General features: G+C 59.2%; 21 protein-coding genes. 11 read left to right on the top strand and 10 right to left on the bottom strand.

What is annotated here, in order from left to right; all coding sequences use genetic code 11:
- The first annotated feature begins 62 nt into the window (after positions 1-62).
- The gene (locus MWU49_RS12690) at positions 63-257 is read left to right on the top strand and encodes a YheV family putative metal-binding protein (protein WP_246972969.1); all 195 of its coding nucleotides are present in this window, start codon (positions 63-65) and stop codon (positions 255-257) included.
- Positions 258-487: 230 nt separating this feature from the next.
- On the opposite strand, the gene MWU49_RS12695 is transcribed toward MWU49_RS12690, so the two are convergent.
- Positions 488-1054, bottom strand: coding sequence for a protein tyrosine phosphatase family protein (locus MWU49_RS12695; RefSeq protein WP_246972972.1), 567 nt, complete (start codon positions 1052-1054; stop codon positions 488-490).
- A gap of 127 nt (positions 1055-1181) precedes the next feature.
- Positions 1182-1469 (bottom strand): DUF2218 domain-containing protein, encoded by a 288-nt coding sequence (locus MWU49_RS12700; RefSeq protein ID WP_246972975.1) that lies wholly within the window; start codon positions 1467-1469, stop codon positions 1182-1184.
- Positions 1470-1714: 245 nt separating this feature from the next.
- On the opposite strand from MWU49_RS12700, the gene MWU49_RS12705 reads away from it, so the two are divergent.
- Positions 1715-2965: an outer membrane protein transport protein gene (locus MWU49_RS12705; RefSeq protein ID WP_246972978.1), complete on the top strand. Its 1251-nt coding sequence runs from the start codon at positions 1715-1717 to the stop codon at positions 2963-2965.
- Positions 2966-3345: 380 nt separating this feature from the next.
- Here the strand turns inward: MWU49_RS12705 and MWU49_RS12710 are convergent, their stop codons facing one another.
- On the bottom strand, positions 3346-4545 hold the full coding sequence (locus MWU49_RS12710) for an NAD(P)/FAD-dependent oxidoreductase (protein WP_246972987.1): 1200 nt from the start codon (positions 4543-4545) through the stop codon (positions 3346-3348).
- Between the two features lie 203 nt (positions 4546-4748).
- Positions 4749-5525 (bottom strand): ferredoxin--NADP reductase, encoded by a 777-nt coding sequence (locus tag MWU49_RS12715; RefSeq protein WP_246972989.1) that lies wholly within the window; start codon positions 5523-5525, stop codon positions 4749-4751.
- Positions 5526-5808: 283 nt separating this feature from the next.
- Here MWU49_RS12715 and MWU49_RS12720 point away from each other — a divergent pair, with 283 nt between their 5' ends.
- The 3 genes from MWU49_RS12720 to cobS are packed head-to-tail and all read left to right on the top strand — an operon-like array spanning position 5809 to position 7957.
- The gene (locus tag MWU49_RS12720; RefSeq protein ID WP_246972991.1) at positions 5809-6693 is read left to right on the top strand and encodes a LysR family transcriptional regulator; all 885 of its coding nucleotides are present in this window, start codon (positions 5809-5811) and stop codon (positions 6691-6693) included.
- Positions 6660-7202, top strand: a complete 543-nt coding sequence (locus tag MWU49_RS12725; protein WP_246972993.1) for a M23 family metallopeptidase — start codon at positions 6660-6662, stop codon at positions 7200-7202. The genes MWU49_RS12720 and MWU49_RS12725 overlap by 34 nt, the downstream gene beginning before the upstream one ends.
- A complete protein-coding gene (cobS, locus tag MWU49_RS12730; protein WP_246972996.1) occupies positions 7199-7957 on the top strand; it encodes an adenosylcobinamide-GDP ribazoletransferase in 759 nt (252 codons plus the stop codon). Before MWU49_RS12725 ends, cobS begins: the two co-directional genes overlap by 4 nt.
- Positions 7958-8057: 100 nt before the next feature.
- Here the strand turns inward: cobS and MWU49_RS12735 are convergent, their stop codons facing one another.
- Positions 8058-8852 carry a DUF3298 and DUF4163 domain-containing protein gene (locus MWU49_RS12735; RefSeq protein ID WP_246972998.1) on the bottom strand — a complete coding sequence of 265 codons (795 nt, stop codon included), beginning with the start codon at positions 8850-8852 and terminating at the stop codon, positions 8058-8060.
- A 150-nt stretch (positions 8853-9002) separates the two neighbouring features.
- On the opposite strand from MWU49_RS12735, the gene MWU49_RS12740 reads away from it, so the two are divergent.
- From MWU49_RS12740 to MWU49_RS12750, 3 genes are all read left to right on the top strand, one after another.
- Positions 9003-9449, top strand: coding sequence for a YtoQ family protein (locus tag MWU49_RS12740; RefSeq protein ID WP_246972999.1), 447 nt, complete (start codon positions 9003-9005; stop codon positions 9447-9449).
- Positions 9450-9803: 354 nt separating this feature from the next.
- Complete coding sequence (locus MWU49_RS12745; RefSeq protein ID WP_246973000.1) at positions 9804-9989, top strand: hypothetical protein; 186 nt, start codon at positions 9804-9806, stop codon at positions 9987-9989.
- Positions 9990-10073: 84 nt separating this feature from the next.
- On the top strand, positions 10074-10436 hold the full coding sequence (locus tag MWU49_RS12750) for an STAS/SEC14 domain-containing protein (protein WP_246973003.1): 363 nt from the start codon (positions 10074-10076) through the stop codon (positions 10434-10436).
- Between the two features lie 177 nt (positions 10437-10613).
- On the opposite strand, the gene MWU49_RS12755 is transcribed toward MWU49_RS12750, so the two are convergent.
- The 3 genes from MWU49_RS12755 to MWU49_RS12765 all read right to left on the bottom strand — a co-directional run bounded on the left by MWU49_RS12755 (position 10614) and on the right by MWU49_RS12765 (position 12381).
- The gene (locus MWU49_RS12755) at positions 10614-11039 is read right to left on the bottom strand and encodes an SRPBCC family protein (RefSeq protein WP_246973005.1); all 426 of its coding nucleotides are present in this window, start codon (positions 11037-11039) and stop codon (positions 10614-10616) included.
- 14 nt (positions 11040-11053) lie between these two features.
- Entirely contained in the window at positions 11054-11953 is a 900-nt protein-coding gene (locus MWU49_RS12760) for an NmrA/HSCARG family protein (RefSeq protein WP_246973006.1), read from the bottom strand.
- 167 nt (positions 11954-12120) lie between these two features.
- Positions 12121-12381 carry a hypothetical protein gene (locus tag MWU49_RS12765; protein WP_246973008.1) on the bottom strand — a complete coding sequence of 87 codons (261 nt, stop codon included), beginning with the start codon at positions 12379-12381 and terminating at the stop codon, positions 12121-12123.
- Positions 12382-12604: 223 nt separating this feature from the next.
- Between MWU49_RS12765 and MWU49_RS12770 the strand changes: the two genes are divergently transcribed.
- Both MWU49_RS12770 and MWU49_RS12775 read left to right on the top strand, forming a co-directional pair.
- On the top strand, positions 12605-13561 hold the full coding sequence (locus tag MWU49_RS12770) for a sensor domain-containing diguanylate cyclase (protein WP_246973010.1): 957 nt from the start codon (positions 12605-12607) through the stop codon (positions 13559-13561).
- A 17-nt stretch (positions 13562-13578) separates the two neighbouring features.
- The gene (locus MWU49_RS12775) at positions 13579-14349 is read left to right on the top strand and encodes a transporter substrate-binding domain-containing protein (RefSeq protein WP_246973012.1); all 771 of its coding nucleotides are present in this window, start codon (positions 13579-13581) and stop codon (positions 14347-14349) included.
- Positions 14350-14774: 425 nt separating this feature from the next.
- Here MWU49_RS12775 and recG read toward each other — a convergent pair whose 3' ends face one another.
- The gene (recG, locus tag MWU49_RS12780) at positions 14775-16871 is read right to left on the bottom strand and encodes an ATP-dependent DNA helicase RecG (RefSeq protein ID WP_246973014.1); all 2097 of its coding nucleotides are present in this window, start codon (positions 16869-16871) and stop codon (positions 14775-14777) included.
- Positions 16872-16971: 100 nt separating this feature from the next.
- Positions 16972-17874, bottom strand: a complete 903-nt coding sequence (locus MWU49_RS12785) for a hydrogen peroxide-inducible genes activator (protein WP_246973016.1) — start codon at positions 17872-17874, stop codon at positions 16972-16974.
- Between the two features lie 214 nt (positions 17875-18088).
- Here MWU49_RS12785 and MWU49_RS12790 point away from each other — a divergent pair, with 214 nt between their 5' ends.
- Positions 18089-18934, top strand: coding sequence for an NAD-dependent epimerase/dehydratase family protein (locus tag MWU49_RS12790; RefSeq protein WP_246973028.1), 846 nt, complete (start codon positions 18089-18091; stop codon positions 18932-18934).
- The last annotated feature ends 83 nt before the right edge of the window (positions 18935-19017 follow it).

A 19017-nucleotide genomic window follows, 5' to 3' on the forward strand; every position in this document is an offset into this window, starting at 1 on the left:
CCTGATGCCCGACGCCAAACAGTGTCAGGCGTTGGGCGTTCAGCGTCAGGTACGGAGTACTCATGAAACGACAGTTTATTGCCGGGGCCACTTGCCCGGAGTGTGGGCAGATGGACAAGATCCAGCGCATCATCGATGGCGATCGCCAGTGGATGGAGTGTGTCAGTTGCGGTGCCACAAAGGATCTCGACGAGAAGCCCGCCGAAGCCATTGACGCACTGGCCCAGCCGGTCAGCCTGCAACCGCCGAAGAAATAGATAATAGCTACAAGCTACAAGCTACAAGCTACAAGCTACAAGCTAGCGCTTGGATAGGAATAATCCGAAAAGTTCCGGGCGTTTCAGCTTTTCTGCGAAGCCGCTGTAGGAGCGAGCCTGCTCGCGATCCGAGCCTAAGCGAGGTAAGGATTCCAGAAACGCTTCTCAAACTGCCGACGAACCGTATGAAGCACGGATCGACCCCACGGCGATCAGGTATTCCCGCAACCCTACGCGGCCTTCCCCTCAATAAAATCCTTCCACACCCCAAACGGCGTCCAGATCTTTTCCATGTCGCGACGGGCGATCTCTTCGTCTACGCCCAGCTTCTCGATGCGGTAACGGTAGAGAAAGGCTGACACGCGCATGTTGGCGGCGCAGTGCACCCACACGGGCTGATCCCCGGCTTCCTTCATGGTGTGGCAGAAGCGTTTGTAATCCCAGTCGGTGGGTTTCTTGAAATCCACCGGAATATGCATGTAATACAGGCCCAGCTCTTTCAGCAGTAGCGCCTCATCTTCCAGCGCGTTTTCCGCGCCATGTGGGGCCAGATTGATCACCGTGGTAAAGCCGGCTTTGGCGATGCGTTTGAACTGTTCTTCGCTGGGTTGTCCGGAGCTGGCCAGCGACGGGGTCAGTAGCTGGAAATTGAAGATCTGGTCCAGGTTGTCTGCAGAGCGGCTGGGCAAAAACAGGCTGCGGGTAAAGCCCATGCTGCTGCGCATGTTGTTCCAGCTTTTCATGTGGCGCAGATCAAACATCTTGATCAGGGTCTTCAGTTTTCCGGGCCGTTCCATGGGGCGGGTCTCTGCCATTACCGGGGGGATACATAGTGTTGTCCCGGAGGCCCGGCGGTTCAATGGCCAAGTCTCTCCGGGGTATACCGAAAGCACCACTGCCTGACATTTCAGACCAGCGCTTCCCTCAAATCACCTGCCAGTGGAATTGCAGCGTCTGGTCCTTGGCAAATCGTTGCAGGTGATCCGCAACCACTTGCTGCAGGCTGCCCAGACGTTCCGGATCTGACGTATCGATCCGTACTCTCAAACCCTCGGCCTGCACCTGCATGTCGGCCCGGGAGTCTTCGCTGAAGGGAATGGTGAGCCGGTGGTCTTCCTGGACCACAGCAAACTTGTGGCCCCAGTGGCGCCCCAGACGGGTGATCAATCGTTGCCCCTGTTCGGTGAGGATGGTGGTGGTGCTTGAGTACATGATGGCTCTCCACGATTGTTGCTGTCATGTCATCCTGCGCCGAGAAGCCCTGGCAAGGGAGGCCTGTCAGTGACGGGCTCCAATCAGTTTTTTTGATCAACGGTGTCTCTACGCAGAAAAGTGCACTTCCGTACCAGTCATTACAAAAAACGATATTCATATTTCATTTGATTGCTTTTTTATATGAACGCCATTCGCTATAGTGCGCCTCCCTCTTACCCCTGACTCCCTCCAGAGAGGCTGCAATGAGACGACTTTCCGCACTGGCCCTGCTTGGGCTGGCATCCCCCGTATTGGCCACCAACGGCTACTTCTCCCATGGCTACGGCACCATCAGCAAAGGCATGGCCGGCACTGGCGTGGCCTGGTCCCAGGACGCCATTGCCGCCGCCGCCAACCCGGCCGGGATGAGCTTTGTGGAAGATCGTCTGGATGTGGGTGCCGAGTGGTTTTCTCCCCGCCGAGAGTATGAAGTGGAGGGTGGCCCTGCGGGTATGCCTCCCATGGGCACCTTCTACCTTCGGCCAGGTACCTATGAGAGCAGCTCCGAGCATTTCGTGATCCCGCATTTCGGTTACAAGCGCGCCCTGGATGACAAGCACACCGTGGGCCTCACCCTGTTCGGTAACGGTGGCATGAACACCGATTACGACAAGGATGCCATGGGCCCCTTCTACGGCGGGGATGCGGGTGTGAACCTGGAACAGCTGTTTATCATGCCGTCCTACAGCTTCCAGCTGGATGACAAGCAGGCGGTGGGCATTGCGCCGATCGTGGCCTACCAGCGTTTCGAGGCTCAGGGCCTGGCCGCGTTTTCCATGTTCTCCTCCGATCCGGCCAACCTGAATGACAACGGCACCGACGAAAGCTGGGGCTATGGTGTTCAGCTGGGCTGGCAGGGTCGGGTGAGCGAGCAACTGCGCCTGGGTGCCAGCTACCGCTCACGCATCTACATGTCCGAGTTTGATGACTACGCCGGTCTGTTTGCCGAGCAGGGCGATTTCGATATCCCGCCCATGCTCAATGTGGGCCTGGCCTGGCAGGGTGGTCGTCATCATGTGCTGTTCGACGTGCAGCACGTGCGTTATTCCGAAGTGGATGCGGTGGGTAATTCCATCCAGCCCCTGCTTCTGCAGCAGAGCCGTCTGGGTGACGACAATGGTGCCGGCTTCGGCTGGGATGACATGACCACCTACAAGCTGGGCTACCAGTTGGACCTGACCAACGACACCCAGCTGCGTGCCGGTGTCAGCTATGGTGAGCAGCCGATTCCGGATGAGGAAGTACTGTTCAACATCCTTGCCCCGGGCGTGCAGGAGTGGCACTACACTGCTGGCGTGACCACCGCCCTGAACGACAAGTGGGACATTTCCGGCATGGCGTTCTACTCCCCGGAGAAGGAAGTGGAAGGCGAGAATCCGCTGGGCCCGGGCCAGACCATCGCCCTGCGCATGTACCAGATCGGCGCCTCGGTGAGCTTCGCCTATAAGTTTTAGGCCGCTTCGCGGCTGCATCACGCTTCACGCAACATGCACCACGCTTAAGAAAAAGGACCGCTTTGCGGCACTGCTGTCCCACAGTTTGATTTAGCGAAGTCCGAAACCCGCCAGGCTGGCAAGCCGGCGGGTTTCTCTGTTTAGGGAAACAGGATTTCACCGGCGCATTTTGACACTCGCAGATGCCTGTCTCGTGGGAGCCTGCTTGCAGGCGAATGTTGGTGCGGAAAAGGACTATTCGCTTGCAAGCAAGCTCCCACAGGAGAAGGCGCCTCCACTTCCTCAGGATCTTCATGAAACTGTGGGACAGCAGTGGCTTTGCGGTCCTTTTTTTGTGGCTGCTTGAGATTCGAGGCGATTGCATGTGATGCCGATGCTTCTTAATCCACTAGTCCTTCTTTCAGTCCGGCAACGGTCTTTACCATTTGCAGGCGCAGCCACGGGATCTGTTCCATGAGGGGAAAGAACAGATCCCGGCCAGTGGAAACCAGGCGGCTGTGGGATTGGAAAGCCGGGGTTAACCAGCGGCTCATGCGTTGATAAAAACGGATCTGCGGGCCTCGTTGTCTGTGGTAGGTCTCCCAGACTGCAGGCCAACTGTCCGATGTGGCCACCGCCTTGCCAATGGCCCGGGCATCCAGCAGGGCCATATTGGCCCCCTGGCCCAGTTGCGGGCTCATGCCATGGGCGGCATCACCGATCACGCCTAGTCGGTTCTTTCCCCAACAATCCATGATCACGTCCCGATAGGTCGCAGCCAGCAGCTGGCTCTGATGACTGAGAGGGGCCAGAAAGGTTTCCAGTTCTGGCCAGAGTTGCAGTGCCTGTTGCCGCCAGAAGCTGAAATCAAAGTCGGGATGCTGCCAATCTGCCATCTGTGAGACTGGCAGGCTCCAGAAGAAGCTGGCGAGGGGCTGGCCGGGTTTGTCCGGCTGGCTTCCTGTGGGCAGGATGCCTGCCATCTGGCTGGCATGGTGGTAGCGTTGTTGCAGCAACGGCGCCGCAAAGGCGTTGACCATGGGCTGCATGGACCACATGGCGCCCCAGGGGTAAAGCTGGTCAAAGCGGGTCCAGGCGGCGGGGCGAAGCTGGCTGTGGCTACCATTGGCAATCAGTATGGCATCGAACCGAAAGGATTGGCTGGCTCCCTGGTGTTCCGTCTCCACCATGGTGTGGTCTTCGGCCGTGTCCACGGTTGCGACGGTATGTCCCATCAGGCGCTGGTGAGGCAGGCTTTGCAGGTGCTTACTAAGAACATGACAGAGACTGGCACGGTGGATACCAAGGCCATGGAGCTTAGTGTCCAGGGTGCCATAGGAGGTGTTCATGATCCGGCGGCCGCTGCGGGTGTGGCCGACCAGGGCATCAATCCGGGCACCATAATGCGTAATGGCTTCGTACAGGCCCATTTCCCGAAGTACTTGCAACCCGGAAGGTTGAAGCAGCAAGCCTGCCCCAACAGGTTCCAGCGTTTTGGCACGCTCAATCAGTGTGACTCGATGCCCCTGTTCTGCAAGTACTGCGGCTGTAGCCAGTCCAGCGGTGCCTGCGCCAATCAATGCAATGGATTGTGGCTGCAAAAGTCACGTCCCCCTCAAAGGCAAACATATTCATAGTAGCAGTTTGCGAGGGACAGGTTCATGGCCGGGACATAGCCTGATGTAGGCGCTCTCTGTGCTCGTCAGGGGATTTACACGTCAGGCATCCGGCAGCAACAAAAAAGGGCCGCGAAAGCGGCCCTTGTCTTCAAGCATGTTGCGTGAAGCGTGCAGCATGTTGCGTCTCACTTCTCCACAAACGCCCGCTCGATCACGTATTCGCCCAGTACCCCGGCACGGGTTTCCTTGAAGCCCCAGTTGTCGAGGATCTCGGTGGTGTCCTTGAGCATGGCCGGGCTGCCGCAGAGCATGAAGCGGTCGTTCTCCAGGCTCGGCTTCGGCAGACCCAGATCGTCGAAGATCTTGCCGCTGCTCATCAGGTCGGTGAGACGACCCTGATTGCGGAACGGCTCGCGGGTCACCGTCGGATAATAGAGCAGTTTGCCCTTCACGAACTCGCCGAAGAATTCATTGTTCGGCAGCTCGTTCTCAATGATGTCCTGATAGGCCAGCTCGGACACATGGCGCACGCCGTGGGTCAGGATCACATGGTCGTACTGATCGTACACTTCCGGATCCTTGATGATGCTCATGAACGGCGCCAGACCCGTGCCTGTGGAGAGCAGCCACAGGTTCTTGCCCGGCAGCAGGTGGTCAGCCACCAGAGTGCCGGTGGGCTTGCGGCTCACGTAGATCTTGTCGCCGGGCTGGATCTTCTGCAGCTGGGAGGTGAGCGGGCCATCCGGTACCTTGATGCTGAAAAACTCCAGCTCTTCCTCGTAGTTGGCGCTGGCAATGGAATAGGCGCGCAGCAGCGGACGGCCATTGTCCTGTTCAAGACCGATCATGGTGAAGTGGCCATTCTTGAAACGGAAACCCGAGTCCCGGCTGGTGGTGAAGCTGAACAGGGTGTCGTTCCAGTGGCGAACGCTAGTAACGGTTTCGGTATTCAAATTAGACATAGTTAAATCAGCGCTTATTCCAAAATTCCAGTTGGTGGAAATTTAATCGAAGTCTTGTTATCGGTAAAATGGGTAATTACGATATTGTATATCGGCATTACCGATAACGCGGCACGCATCACGCTACACGCAACAACGCGGGCCAGTGATGGTGGAGGCGGAAATGTTTGTTGCGCGCGCTGCCGAATTGGGCGCGGGGAAGAGATTCCTGAATAATCAGGCGGTTATCGCGTTGTTGCGTGTTGCGTGTTGCATGAAGCGTGATGCCGCGACCGGAGGGAGCATGAAATTCACCCTGCGCCAGCTCCAGGTGTTCCTGGCCACGGCGCATCACGAGAACATCAGCAAGGCGGCGGAAAGCCTGAGCATGAGCCAGTCGGCGGCCTCGGGGGCGCTGAAGGAGCTGGAAAGGCTCTATGAGGTGAAGTTCTTCGAGCGGGCCGGCAAGCGCTTGAAACTCAATGAGCTGGGGCGACAGTTCTGGCCGCGGGCAGAGGCGCTGCTGGCCCAGGCCCGGGAACTGGAGGCCGACCTGCAAAGCCATAAGGACCTGGGCCAGTTGAATGTGGGCGCCACCCTGACCATTGGTAACTATCTGGCGGTGGGGATCATGGCGGACTACATGGCCCAGCAGCCGGGCGCCCGGGTACATCTGGAAGTGGCCAATACCCGCTCCATTGTCGATCGGGTGCTGGGCTTTGAACTGGACCTTGGACTGATCGAAGGCGAGCTGAATCATCCGGATCTGGAGTTGCTGCCCTGGCGGGAGGATGAGCTGGTGGTGTTCTGCAGCCCGCAGCATGAGTTGGCCAGCAAGCAGGCGCTGACGGATGACGATCTGCGCCGCGCTCCCTGGATCGTTCGCGAGTCTGGTTCCGGTACCCGGCAGACCTTCGAGCGGGCCCTGCATGGGCTGGTACCGGAGTTGAATTTGGCCCTGGAGCTGGAGCATACCGAGGCGATCAAGCGGGCGGTGGAAGCCGGGCTTGGCATCAGCTGTCTGTCGCGGGTGTGTCTGCGTGAGGCGTTTCGTCGGGGGTCGCTGGTGGAGTTGCCGGTGCCGCACCGTGACTTCAGTCGGGATTTTTATTTTGTGCTGCACCGTCAGAAATATCGCAGCCCGGGGATTGAGAGGTGGCTGGAATTATGTCGCGCATCCGCATTGTAGTGCGTCGTTTGTTGTTGGTGGTGGTTGCCGTACTGGTGGCGGGCCTGTTTCTGCCAGAGAGTCGTCAGATTCCGGTGGTCGGCGCTGGCAGCGGCGACTGGCATCCGGATACGTTCTGGTATTACCCCTGGGGTCGCTCCGGGGTGCACAAGGGGGTGGATATCTTTGCCATCAAGGGCACACCGGTACTGGCCAGTAGTGGCGGGGTGGTGCTTTTCCGCGGCGAGCTGGCCCGCGGAGGCAGGGTTGTGCTGATGCTGGGGCCGAAGTGGCGCCTGCATTATTACGCTCACCTGGACCAGACGGTTGGCAATGGGCTGTGGCTGGCTGAGGGGGACCAGTTGGGCACAGTGGGTGACAGTGGTAATGCTGCCGGCAAGCCGCCCCATCTGCATTACTCGCTGGTGAGCCTGCTGCCTCTGATCTGGAAGGCGGATGGCGCCCCCCAGGGTTGGAAGAAGATGTTTTATCTGGACCCTCTCCGCCACTTTGCCGGGGGAGGTCAATGAAGGGGAACGGCTTCAGCCTGCAACGGGAATGGCAGGCATTCTGGCTGGCGCTGGGATTTTTGACCCGAATTCCCATGCTGGTAAAGGTGGACTACTCCCAGCGCCTGATGAACCAGTGCAGCGTTTATTTTCCTTTGGTGGGGTTGCTGCTGGGCGCGCTGTACGCGGGGCTGTATAGCCTGCTGGCCATGTTGTGGTCGCCACAGGTCTGTGTGCTTCTGGTGGTGGCCTTTCATCTCTGGATCACCGGTGCCTTTCATGAGGACGGCATGGCAGACAGTGCCGATGGTCTCGGTGGAGGCTATACCGTGGCGCGCCGGCTCGAGATCATGAAAGACAGCCGCATCGGCACCTATGGTGCGGCGGCGCTGGTGATGGTGCTGCTGTTAAAAGTGGTACTGCAGACCGAAGTGTCGCCGGTATGGCTGGGCCTGCTGTTGGCGCCTGCCATCAGTCGACTCACTCCGCTTTGTCTGATGCGATGGCTGCCGTATGTGAGTGACCCGGATACCAGCAAGAGCAAACCGGTGGCGGAGGGGTTCAGCGGTCAGCGGTTGGCGGTGGCCGCGGTGGGCGTTGCGTTCATCGCCCTTGCCTTTCAGGTAACGCTGGCGGCGCTGATATCGATCGCTCTGGTGGTTGTGGTCTGGGGAGGCATGCTCAGGAAAAATCTGGGCGGCTACACCGGCGATGCCCTGGGTGCCAGCGTAGTGTTATCGGAGCTGGTGTTCCTGTTGTTGCTGGCGGCGTCCTGATGGGCATTCAGTATCGAGTGACGAGAAGCGAGTGACGAAAATCTAAAACAAACCACTGTCCGGGTTTGGCCTTTCGCAACTCGTTACTCGCAACTCGAAACTAATCAGGCAAATACTTCTGCCGCACAATCCCTTTCAGTTTTTCATAAGGCAACACCAGTTTCGGCTGTCCCATGGCATAGGGGGCGATGTGGTAGACGTTGTACTGCAGCACCATGCCCTCGCCGTTGAAGTAGCCATCATCGGTCTTCTCGAAGGGCCAGCTTTCCCGGAAGGTCTGGTCCAGCTGCTGGGCATCCAGCCAGTCGCGGTGCACCTGTTGTGCAAGGGTCCAGAAATCGGATTCCTTGCCCGGCACCAGCAGATCTTCCAGCTTCAGCCATTGCTGGCGCTGCAGGTCCCAATGGAAGTAACCCACATTGGGTTGGCCATGGGCGCCGCCGGTGTATTCGTAGCTTTCCATGCTCAGGGTCAGCAAGTCATTCTCGATTCGTTGCTGTTTTACCGAGGCGCGTAATTCCCAGCCCTGTTGCGAGGCCATGGCCATGTCCGCGGCGTCGGCGAGAAAGGCATCGGCGAGCCCTTCTATGCTGCCATCATGGACGGCGTCCCCTTCCATGCGCACCATCATGGCGGCTAAACGGGTTTCGATGGCCTTGTTGAGCACCGGTTGCTGCTCGTAATTAAGCCAGTTCACCTGCACGCTGGGGCAACCTTTGCCGTCGCATTGTGGTGCGCTCTTTTTCAGCTCGATGCGAATCCGGGTGGGAGGGCGAGGGGTGTCCGCACTGTGGCGATGAGTGTCGGCATCCGCCGGTGTTTTGCCTGTTGGATCCGTGTTGTCGCAACCACTCAGCAGCAGTAGGCCAAACAGCAGCGCCATTGTCATACGCATGACCTAACCTTCCCCTCATTAGTGAACATTGGTGAACGCATTTAAGAGCAGCCCCCCGCGGCGTTCAAGTTGCCTTTTGCAACCGTGATGGGCAGCCTCTATGCTGCGAGCGCCCGCATGGGCCGAGATTGCTGAAAATGGGAGAGAGCGATGAGTTTTTGGACTGTATATCTGTCCGGTGAGATCCACACCGATTGGCGCGAACGGATCATCCAGGGTTGTGCCGAACGGGAACTGGATATCGAATTTACCAGCCCGGTGACCGATCACGAAGCCAGCGACAAGGTAGGCGTGAATATTCTCGGCGCGGAAGACAAACGCTTCTGGGAAGATCGACTGGGCGCCGGCATCAACGGCATCCGCACCCGCAAGCTGATCGATGAGGCGGATCTGGTGGTGGTTCGCTTCGGGCCCCAGTACAAGCAATGGAATGCGGCCTTTGATGCGGGCTATACCGCAGCCCTGGGTACGCCCATGATCATCCTCCACGAGGAAGAGCATGATCACCCGCTCAAGGAAGTGGATGCGGCGGCTGACGCCGTGGCCCGCACTCCTGAGCAAGTGGTGGAAATGCTGACGTATATTCTCAAGGCATAACCATCCTGTCTGGCGCCCCAGCTCGGGGCGCCAACCGATGTCCCCGACCTGCTGTGGTCCATGCTGGCATGACGATCCGGCGCCGGTGTAAACCTCGCAGCACCCATCGCCTTGCGAGCAAGGCTCCTACAGGGGAGGCTTTACCTCTCTGTAGGAGTGGTGGTTCCACCGTGATTTTCGGGATAACAGTCAGGCCAGGATCGGTATTGCGGTGTAGGTTCATTTCCTCCATCCCGCAATGATCCAGGTATTATCAACACTCCTTCCTGAATCTTTTTCATTTTCTCCGGAGAGAAACCGTTTTGCTGTTGTCATACCTGCTGACGTTCACTGTTGAGTAGTCAAGGAGCGAACATGACAAGCAAGGTTCTGGCCGCCGCAGCCCTGATGTTGGTAACCACCGCCTCGGCCTGGGCGGAAAGCGCAGACGGCGCCCCCGTGTCTGGCTCATCGCCGGAGCAGGTGGAGTTGAAGAAGGATGCGGGCACAGAGAATCGTGGCGACCGTGATGCAGCACCGGATTTCAGCCCGGCCGAGTGATAGCGTTAACGAACTTGAGTCAGGGTTGACCGAGAGAGGACCTGACACCGTTCCGTTGATGGGCAGAAGAAGGGAGAGACAATCATGCTGACCCTGATTCCGTTTGCAGACAGTCGCGTGGTGGGCGTGCGCATCTCCGGCAAGATCACCCGGCCCGAATTCGACAGCATGGTGGAAAAGCTGGAAGCGGTTCTGCAGGAGCACGGCAAGGTGCGTGTCTATGTGGAACTGGAACGGTTTGGCGGGGTGGCCATGGATACCCTGCTGGAAGATCTCAAATTCGGCATTCGCCATTGGAATGATGTAGAACGCAAGGTCGTGGTCTCCGACGCAGACTGGGTGCACCGGTTGGCGCGATTATCCTCCCGGCTGTTCAGTCACATTCAGGTCAAGGTATTCGAACGCGATCAGGAGCAAGAGGCGAAATCCTGGATCTGCGAGGAATAAAAGAATTTTCCGTTTGTAAGCGTGCAGAGCTAACGAGCCTGATGATGGGCGTAGCGAGTAACGAGTTTCGAGTTGCGAAGATCAAAACCGACGATGCCGCGTCGTGGGAAAATCGTCCCGCCTTGAGTGTTTGCCTTTCGAAACTCGAAACTCGAAACTCGTACCTCGCGACTGCCTTTAACCCAGCAACCCCGCCAGATTCTCAAGACACAGCGCGTACATCTTTTCTGCCCCCTGCCGTGCCATTTCCACTTTCTCCTCCGGCGCATTGCCGCCGTTGAACTGGGCCTGCCAGATCACCGTGCTGCCGCTGTCTGTGGGCTGTACTTCCACCGTCGCCTGGTAATGGGTCTCTTCGCGAACACCGGGCGCCTTGATGATGCGGTAGCCAAAAGCGCGGGCCTGTTCATCCATGGCGGTCAGTGCTTCGATTACCTCGCCGCCATCCACGGTGGTGACCGTGCGCACCGCGCCCACCCCTTCGCCTTTCACGCTGCAGCCGGCGACGCCGGGCAGCCAGCTCAGATCGGAAAAATCACGAATTCGATGCCACACAGTGTCGGCGTTGTGCTGGAAAGCATGCTCTACATATATAACCGGCATGGTGATTGCCCCATCTAGTGGTTTTTATTATTCCGCGCGGCAAGGCGCTGTTGCAGGAAGGTCTCGAAAGAGGTCAGAAACGGAAAGTCCTTGCGTACGCTTTCCAGATCGAATCGCCAGCGTACCGTGTTGTTCCAGACATACTGGCGTGCCGCTTCCGCATTGCTCAGGCGCAGGGCCCAGAGTGGAATACGGAAGGGGAGTGGGCGCTTGCCGGTGACGTTCCGGTAGATCTGTTTCATCTGCGCCACCGTCAGTACATCGCTGGCCAGATCAGGACGGGTGCCGATGAACTTGTCCGGGTTGGCAAAGATCTCGGCGCTGGCGCGGGCAATGTCCTCCACCGTGACCATGTGGAAAGGGACGTCCTTGTTCAGGCAGCCATCCAGGGTAGCCAGCACCAGGGCCGGGTTGATGGCTTTCTTGCCCTTGTTGCCCATCACCGGTTCGAAGAAATTTTCCATGAAGAACACTTCGCGCAACATGGTGAACGGCAGGCCCAGTTTTTCGATGTGTTGTTCGATCTGCCACTTGCTGGCGAAGTGCAGCACATTGCCAGCTTCCTCGCAGCCGGCGACGGAAGTCTGCAGAAAGTGCTGCACGCCCGCTGCGGCGGCGGCATCGGCCAGGCGGATGCCCTGATCGATCTCGCGCTGGTAGCCCACGCCTTTTTCCCAGAAATTCTGCAGGGCGAAGACACCGTAACAATCCTTGCAGGCCAGCTGCAGGGACACACTGTCATCCAGATCTCCGGCAACAACCTCAACCCCCTCACGGGCCAGCGCTCGGGCGGCTGGCTTGTCCGGATTGCGGGTCAGGGCGCGCACGGTAAAGCCCTTTTCAAGCAACAGGGGAATCAGGGCGCCGCCCTGGGCACCGGTGGCACCGGTAACAAGAATGCGTTGGTTGGTCATGGTCGATCCGTTCAGAACTGGCTGGTTCTGTACAGAATGCCTTTAGGAGCAACGGCCAACAATGACGAAATCCGTCAGGAAAATGGTGGATGTGGTGGCGTTGAGCGCGTGGGAGATTCAGTTGCGAGTGACGAGTGACGAGTTTCGAAAGTCAAAGAGCCGGGAATTCAGAAGCGTTGGAGTGAGAGGCTCTCAATGGGACTCGCAGCCGTAGAGCGGCCCAAAAAAGAGGGGGCTTCTGCCTCCTCGATGTCGCCCGCCAAATTGTCGCTGGTTTCTTCATTCCGCCAGTCCTCGAAATCATCCAGCGCGTCGCGCCAGTCCATCTTCGGGCGGGTCTGTTTTTTCGGTACCTGGTGGGCACCGCCCTTGCGCATCAGCGGGTCGATAGCCGCCCAGTTACGCATGGGTTTGGGAGCTGCAGCCATGTTTGTCTCCTGTGGTGTCTGGCGCGGCCCAGCGGGCCGTAGTGAAAAGCGGCGCGATAGTAATGAGCTGCGACCGGCTTTACCAGAGGCTGTGACAGCAAATTTTCACGTTTATTGCATGGCAATCAGATAAAAGGCGCCCAGCACGGTATGGCAGGCGCTTTACCTTGAGTAACACGCTGAAAACGCTCAGTATTCAGTGGCACCTCGCCGGAGTAAGCCGATGTCTTCCCATCCCTATGAGCCCGATCTCAACACCTACCGCACCTTGCTGGAATCCACCAAGGCGATTCCCTGGCGGATCGACTGGCAGACCATGACCTTCAGTTATATGGGGCCGCAGATCGAAGAGGTGCTGGGCTGGGAGCAGGGTAGCTGGAAGGGCATTGATGACTGGGTGTCACGGATGCATCCCGATGATCAGGCCTGGGTAGTGGATTTCTGTGTGTCCCAGTCCCAGTCCGGGGTGGATCATGAAGCCGATTACCGTGCGCTTACCAGTGACGGAGAGTACGTGTGGATTCGTGATGTGGTCCATGTGGTACGCCGCGAGGACGGTGAAGTGGAGGCGCTGGTCGGCTTCATGTTCGACATTACCGAGCGCAAGCAAAACGAGCAGGAGCTGGAGCGTTTACGCAAGGAACTGGAGGTGCTGTCGTTTCAGGATGGCCTCACCGAGCTGGGTAACCGCCGCCTGTTCGACCAGGTGCTGGCACGGGAATGGGGCGATGCCCGTCGCAAACATACCTGTCTGTCGCTGATCCTGGTGGATGTGGATCATTTCAAGCAATACAACGATCATTACGGGCATCTGGCCGGGGATGATTGCCTGAAAGCCATTGCCGCAGAATTGCAGAAAGCGGCGGTGCGCCCCCGGGATATGGTGGCGCGCTTCGGCGGTGAAGAGTTTGCCATTATCCTGCCGGAAACCGATGCTGCCGCGGCACGGGTGGTCGCGGAGCGTTGCCGGGCGGGCATCGAGAGTGCAGCGATTGCCCATTCAGCGGTGCCGGGGGATAAACCCAAGCAGGTGACAATCAGCCTGGGGGTTAACACCTGTTTGCCTTCCGCCTGTTCAGACATCAACGAATTTCTGGACGCCACGGACCGGCAAATGTACGCGGCCAAACGTCAGGGCAGAAACCAGGTGGCCTGCGCTGATGCGATCCAGGCCACGTGAATCAACAGGAAAGCACAATGCGAATAGTCACGTTACTGATGGTGTTGATGGGGGCGCTGCTGTCTGGCTGTGCCAGCCTGGGAGAACCGAAGGGAGAGCCGTTGCGGGTAGGGGTCATGGCGGACTATCCGCCGATCATCTTCGTGGAAGATGACGGGGCTCTGGCCGGACTGGAAGTGGACTTTGCCAACCAGCTGGGTGATGCCCTGGGGCGGCCTGTGCAGTTTCAGCAGCATTCACTGGCTGGCCTGTTTGCCGCGCTCCAGCAGGGAGAGATCGACATCATCATGTCCGGTATCTCTATCACCACTGAGCGTCAGCAGCACTTTCTGTTCAGCCTGCCTTACACCACCATCGGCCAGATGGCAGTAGTGCGGCTGGAAGATGCCGCACGCCTGTCGGCTCCTGGTGTGCTGCTGCGCAGCGATTTCCGGGTGGGTTACAAGAATGGCACCACCGGGGAGACCCTGGTGCAGAGCAAAACCAATCAGGGTGTTGGCTTCGACAGTAACGCCGCGGCCATGGAGGCGCTCATTACCGGGGAGGTGGATGCCTATGTGCATGATGCGCCCACGGTCTGGAATCTGGCCAACAATCCCAAATACCGTTCCGGACTGCTCGGCCTCTACAAGCCGCTGACCAGTGAGCAATTGGCCTGGGTCATGGCTCCGGAAAACCGCTTGCTGAAAGAGCAGGTGGATACGGTGCTGAAGGAATGGATGAACAGCGGCGAGCTGATGCGCCTCAAGCACAAGTGGATCCCGGTGAAGGTGCTTTCCGGGGAGTGAATGCAGGTCGTTGGCGTTAAGTCTGCAGGGCTTCTGCTGTGGGAGCTTGCCTGCAAGCGATATTGCATTTGGTAAGGCTCAATCGCTTGCAGGCAAGCTCCCACAGCGAGAATCAGGGCTGTTTTAGCGTCAGGCCTCAGGCGTCCAGCATCTGGCGTTAAGGAGCCTCTGAACAACTCCTTGCGTACTCAGCGTGGCCTGAAGCGTGCAGCAGTTGTGTCTTGTCTCGAGGGGAAGGGTGGCTCCCTTTTCAAGAGGCAAGGCGCAGCTGATGTGCGCTTCAGGTCGCGCCCTCCGGGTCTTCCAGGCTGATCCACACTCGTTGTTGCACTTTCTCGACAGGCAACCAGCATGCCTTCAAAAGTGCGCCTAGATTGTGAATCAGCCTGAAAGACTGAGCATGCAAGGAGTTGTTCAGAGGCTCCCTAAATATCCGCATAATCCTGGCCGCCCTTGAGCCAGCGGCGCAGTAACGGATCCACCAGCGCCGGGCATTCTGCCAGCAGCCGGTCGGCCACTTCCCGGGCAGGTTCCATCAGGGCCTCATCCCGCACCAGGTCGGCAATCCGGAACGCCAGATCGCCGGTCTGGCGGGTGCCCAGCCATTCGCCGGGGCCGCGCAGTTTCAGATCTTCCTCGGCAATCACAAAGCCATCGGTGGTCTCGCGCATCACCGCCAGCCGCTTCTTGCCGGTCTGCGACAGCGGGCTCTTGTAGAGCAGCAGGCAATAACTCTGTTCACCACCCCGGCCCACGCGGCCGCGTAGCTGATGCAACTGGGCCAGGCCCAGCCGTTCGGCATTCTCCATCACCATCAGGGTGGCATTGGGCACATCCACGCCCACCTCGATCACCGTGGTGGCAATCAGCAGCTGTGCCTCGCCACGGGAGAAGCGTGCCATGCGCTCAGCTTTTTCCTTTGCTTTCATGCGCCCGTGCACCAGTTCCACGGTGAGGTCGGGCAGGGCAGCCTGAAGTTCTTCGAAGGTGGCTTCCGCCGCCTGGGCCTGCAGTTCCTCGGATTCTTCAATCAGTGTGCACACCCAGTAGGCCTGGGTGCCGGCCTGGCAGGCATCGTTGATGCGTTCGATCACCTGGGGACGGCGTCCTTCCGGCAGCACCAGGGTGTCGATGGGTTTGCGCCCCGGTGGCATCTCGTCGATGACAGAAGTATCCAGATCGCCGTAGACGCTCATGGCCAGGGTGCGCGGAATGGGGGTAGCGGTGAGCACCAGCTGATGAGGTACCTGTACGCCATGACGGGTCTCGAAGCGTCCCTTTTCGCGCAGGGCGAGACGCTGTTGCACGCCAAAGCGATGTTGCTCGTCGATGATGGTCAGGCCGAGACGATGGAACTGCACCGCTTCCTGAAACAGGGCATGGGTGCCCACCACAATCTGTGCCGAGCCGTCTGCCAGGGCCGCGTTGGTTTCCCGTCGGGCTTTCACCCCCAGACTGCCCGCCAGCCAGTGCACCTCGATACCCAGCGGTGCCAGCCAGTGGCGGAAGTTGTCTCGGTGCTGTTCGGCCAGCAGTTCCGTGGGCGCCATCAGCGCCACCTGATACCCGGCCTCGATGGCGGCCAGGGCGGCGGCGGCGGCCACCAGTGTCTTGCCCGAGCCCACGTCCCCCTGCACCAGTCGCAGCATGGGATGGGGCTGGCGCATGTCGGTCATCAGTTCGCCGATGACCCGTTGCTGGGCGCCGGTAAGGGCAAAGGGCAGGCTGGCCTGAAGCTGATCGAACAGGGTGGTGCCGGCCAGGCGCGGGGCATGGAAAGCTTTTTGCCCGGCCCGCTTCTGCAGCATGCCCAGCTGGTGCGCGACCATCTCTTCCATTACCAAGCGCTTCACCGCCGGGTGCTTGCCATCCAGCAGCAGATTGACCGGGTCATCCGGGCGCGGGTTATGCAGCTTGTGTAGGGCTTCGGTGAGCGAGGGCAGGCCGCTCTGGTCGAGAAGGGCGTGGGGGATCAGTTCCTGGGGCGGATGAGCCTGCAGGTAATCCAGTGCCTGGGTGGTCAGTTTGCGCAGGGTTTTTTGGTGAACGCCATCGGTAGTGGGATAGACCGGGGTGAGGGCTTTCTCCAGTGGCGGCAATGGCTGGTTGCCGTGGGCGATCTGGTATTCCGGGTGATAAAACTCCAGTCCGGCCGCACCGGGGCGCGGTTCGCCATACACTCGAATCGGCCGGCCCCGTTCCAGATTGTTTTTCTGCGCGGCGGTGAAATGGAAAAAGCGCAGCGCCACCATGCCGGTGCCATCGGCCACCTTGCAAAGTAACGCGCGGCGTCGGCCGAACACCACATCCGCCGCCATCACTTCTCCCTCGATCACGACACCGGTCTCCGGGCGCAGGCTGCCGATGGGGGTAATACGGGTGCGGTCTTCGTAACGAAAGGGCAGGTGGAAAAGCAGGTCTTCCAGATTATGCAGACCCAGCTTGGTCAGTTTCTCGGCCGCAGCCGGCCCCACGCCCTTGAGGCGGTGAAGCGGGAGGCTGGAGAGAGCATCACTGGCCATGATCAAGCATTACCCAAAAGCAGCGAGTTACGAGTCGCGAGTTTCGAAAGGCAAAACCGGTTTTGCACTTCGTAACTCGTTACTCGTGTCTCGTGACTGATTATCCCGACAGCCCTTCCTTGGGCACCGCTTGGCGCAGTACCTCGATGGCCTTGGGGCGCGGGAAGCTGTCGCGCCATACCAGCGCGATGGTCCGTGAGGGTACCGGTTCCTCGAAGGGTCTTACCGTGAAGGTGTCCTTGTCGTAGCCGTGCTGATAGAGCGCGGAGTTGGGCAGTACCGTCACGCCGAGACCGCCGGCGACCATGTGGCGCAGGGTTTCCAGTGAGCCGCCTTCGATCTGCACCAGATGCTTCTGGGTCTGGGAATCGATGGCCGGGCACAGTTCCATGACCTGGTCGCGGAAGCAGTGGCCCTCGCCCAGCAACAACAGGGTTTCGTTGAGCAGTTGCTCCGGCGCGATTTTCTCCTGCTTGCTCCAGGCGTGGTCCTTGGGCAGCAGCACAGAGAAGGATTCGTCATACATACGCGCCCGCACCAGTCCTCCGCCAGAGAACGGCAGGGCAACGATGATGGCATCGAGTTCACCGTGTTCCAGCTTGCGGCGCAACACGTGGGTATAGTTTTCCTCGATAAACAGCGGCATGTCCGGGGCGGCTTTGCGCACCCGCGGCACCATGGACGGAAACAGATAGGGCGCCACAGTAAAGATGGCGCCGACGCGCAGAGGCGAGCCCAGCTGGTCGCGCTGGCTCATGGCCATCTGGGACAACAAGTCCGCCTGTTCCAGCACCCGCTGTGCCTGTGTCACGATCGGCTCTGCCTGGGGCGTCACCACCACTTCGCGGGGGCGGCGCTCGAACAGCGGCATGCCCAGCTGCTCTTCCAGCTTCTTGATGGCGGCGCTCAGCGTCGGCTGGCTGACATTGCAGGCCTGGGCCGCATGGCCGAAATGGCGCTCGCGGGCCAGGGCGACTAGATAGCGAAGTTCTGTTAGTGTCATGGCGTCGATACGTTAAACCGATGGTCTTTGCATTGTGCACCTCTGTAAGGGGCGATGCCAGAGGGGTCCTCAATTAATAATGAATAGTTAATAGTTAATAGCTCGCGGTTGCGGTGGGCAGTATTTCCGCCGTCCGTGGCCGCGCTTTCACGTAAGTGGTGTCCGCATTTTTTCGCTATTAATTATTCATTATTAACTATTAATTGGTTTTCAAATGTCTCACATCTTGATTGCTGGTCTGGGTGACTTGGGTTCCGGGTTGGCGGAAGCATTGCTGGCGGAGGGACATCGCGTCAGTGCGATTCGTCGCGGTGACAGCTGTCCGGCTGGCGTGGAGTTGTACAGCCAGGATCTCACCGACGGCGCGGCCATGCTGCCGCCGGATCAGGTGGATGTGGTGGTTATCATCATGACGCCCTCCGAATACAGCGAAGAGGGTTACCTGAAAGCCTATGTGCGCGCACCGCTGACCCTGCTGGATGCACTGGCGCAACAGCAGCCCCTGCCGCCGGTGGTGTTTGTCTCCAGCAGTGCTGTGTTCGGTGAACTCAGCGGGGTGGTGGACGAAGCGACGCCGCCAAAGCCGGAGCGCTACAACGGCAAGGTGGTGCTGGCGGCGGAAGAAGAAATCAGCATTCGCGCCATGGGCACGGCGGTGCGCTTTACCGGCATCTATGGTCCGGGGCGTTACCGGATGATCGACAAGGCCGCCCGTGTCGCCCGCGGCGAGGAAGCCCTGCCGGACGCCCAGTGGACCAACCGTATCCATCGCGATGATTGCGTCGGCCTGCTGCACAGCGTGGTCAATGGCTGGTTGGCAGGCCGCGAGATGCCCCCGCTGGTGGTCGGCACCGACAACGTGGGCGGGCGCAATCTGGATGTGCTGCAGTGGCTGGCCGAACAGCAAGGCCTCACCCTCGACGTGCCCGACAACACACTCGACAACACGCCTGCCGGCAAGCAGGTCAAAAGCCTGTATATCTCTCAAGGGCACTACACCCTCAAATACCCCGGTTATCAGGAGGGGTATGCGCAGGTGCTGGCGGAAAGGGCAGATTGACCTGTAGGAGCCATGCTCGCATGGCGATGGAGTGACGAGGTACGAGTCGCGAGTTTCGAAGATCAAAACCTGTTAATCGAGTT

Origin of the sequence: Alcanivorax sp. S6407, from assembly GCF_023016115.1 — a bacterium.
Classification (GTDB): Bacteria; Pseudomonadota; Gammaproteobacteria; order Pseudomonadales; family Alcanivoracaceae; genus Alcanivorax.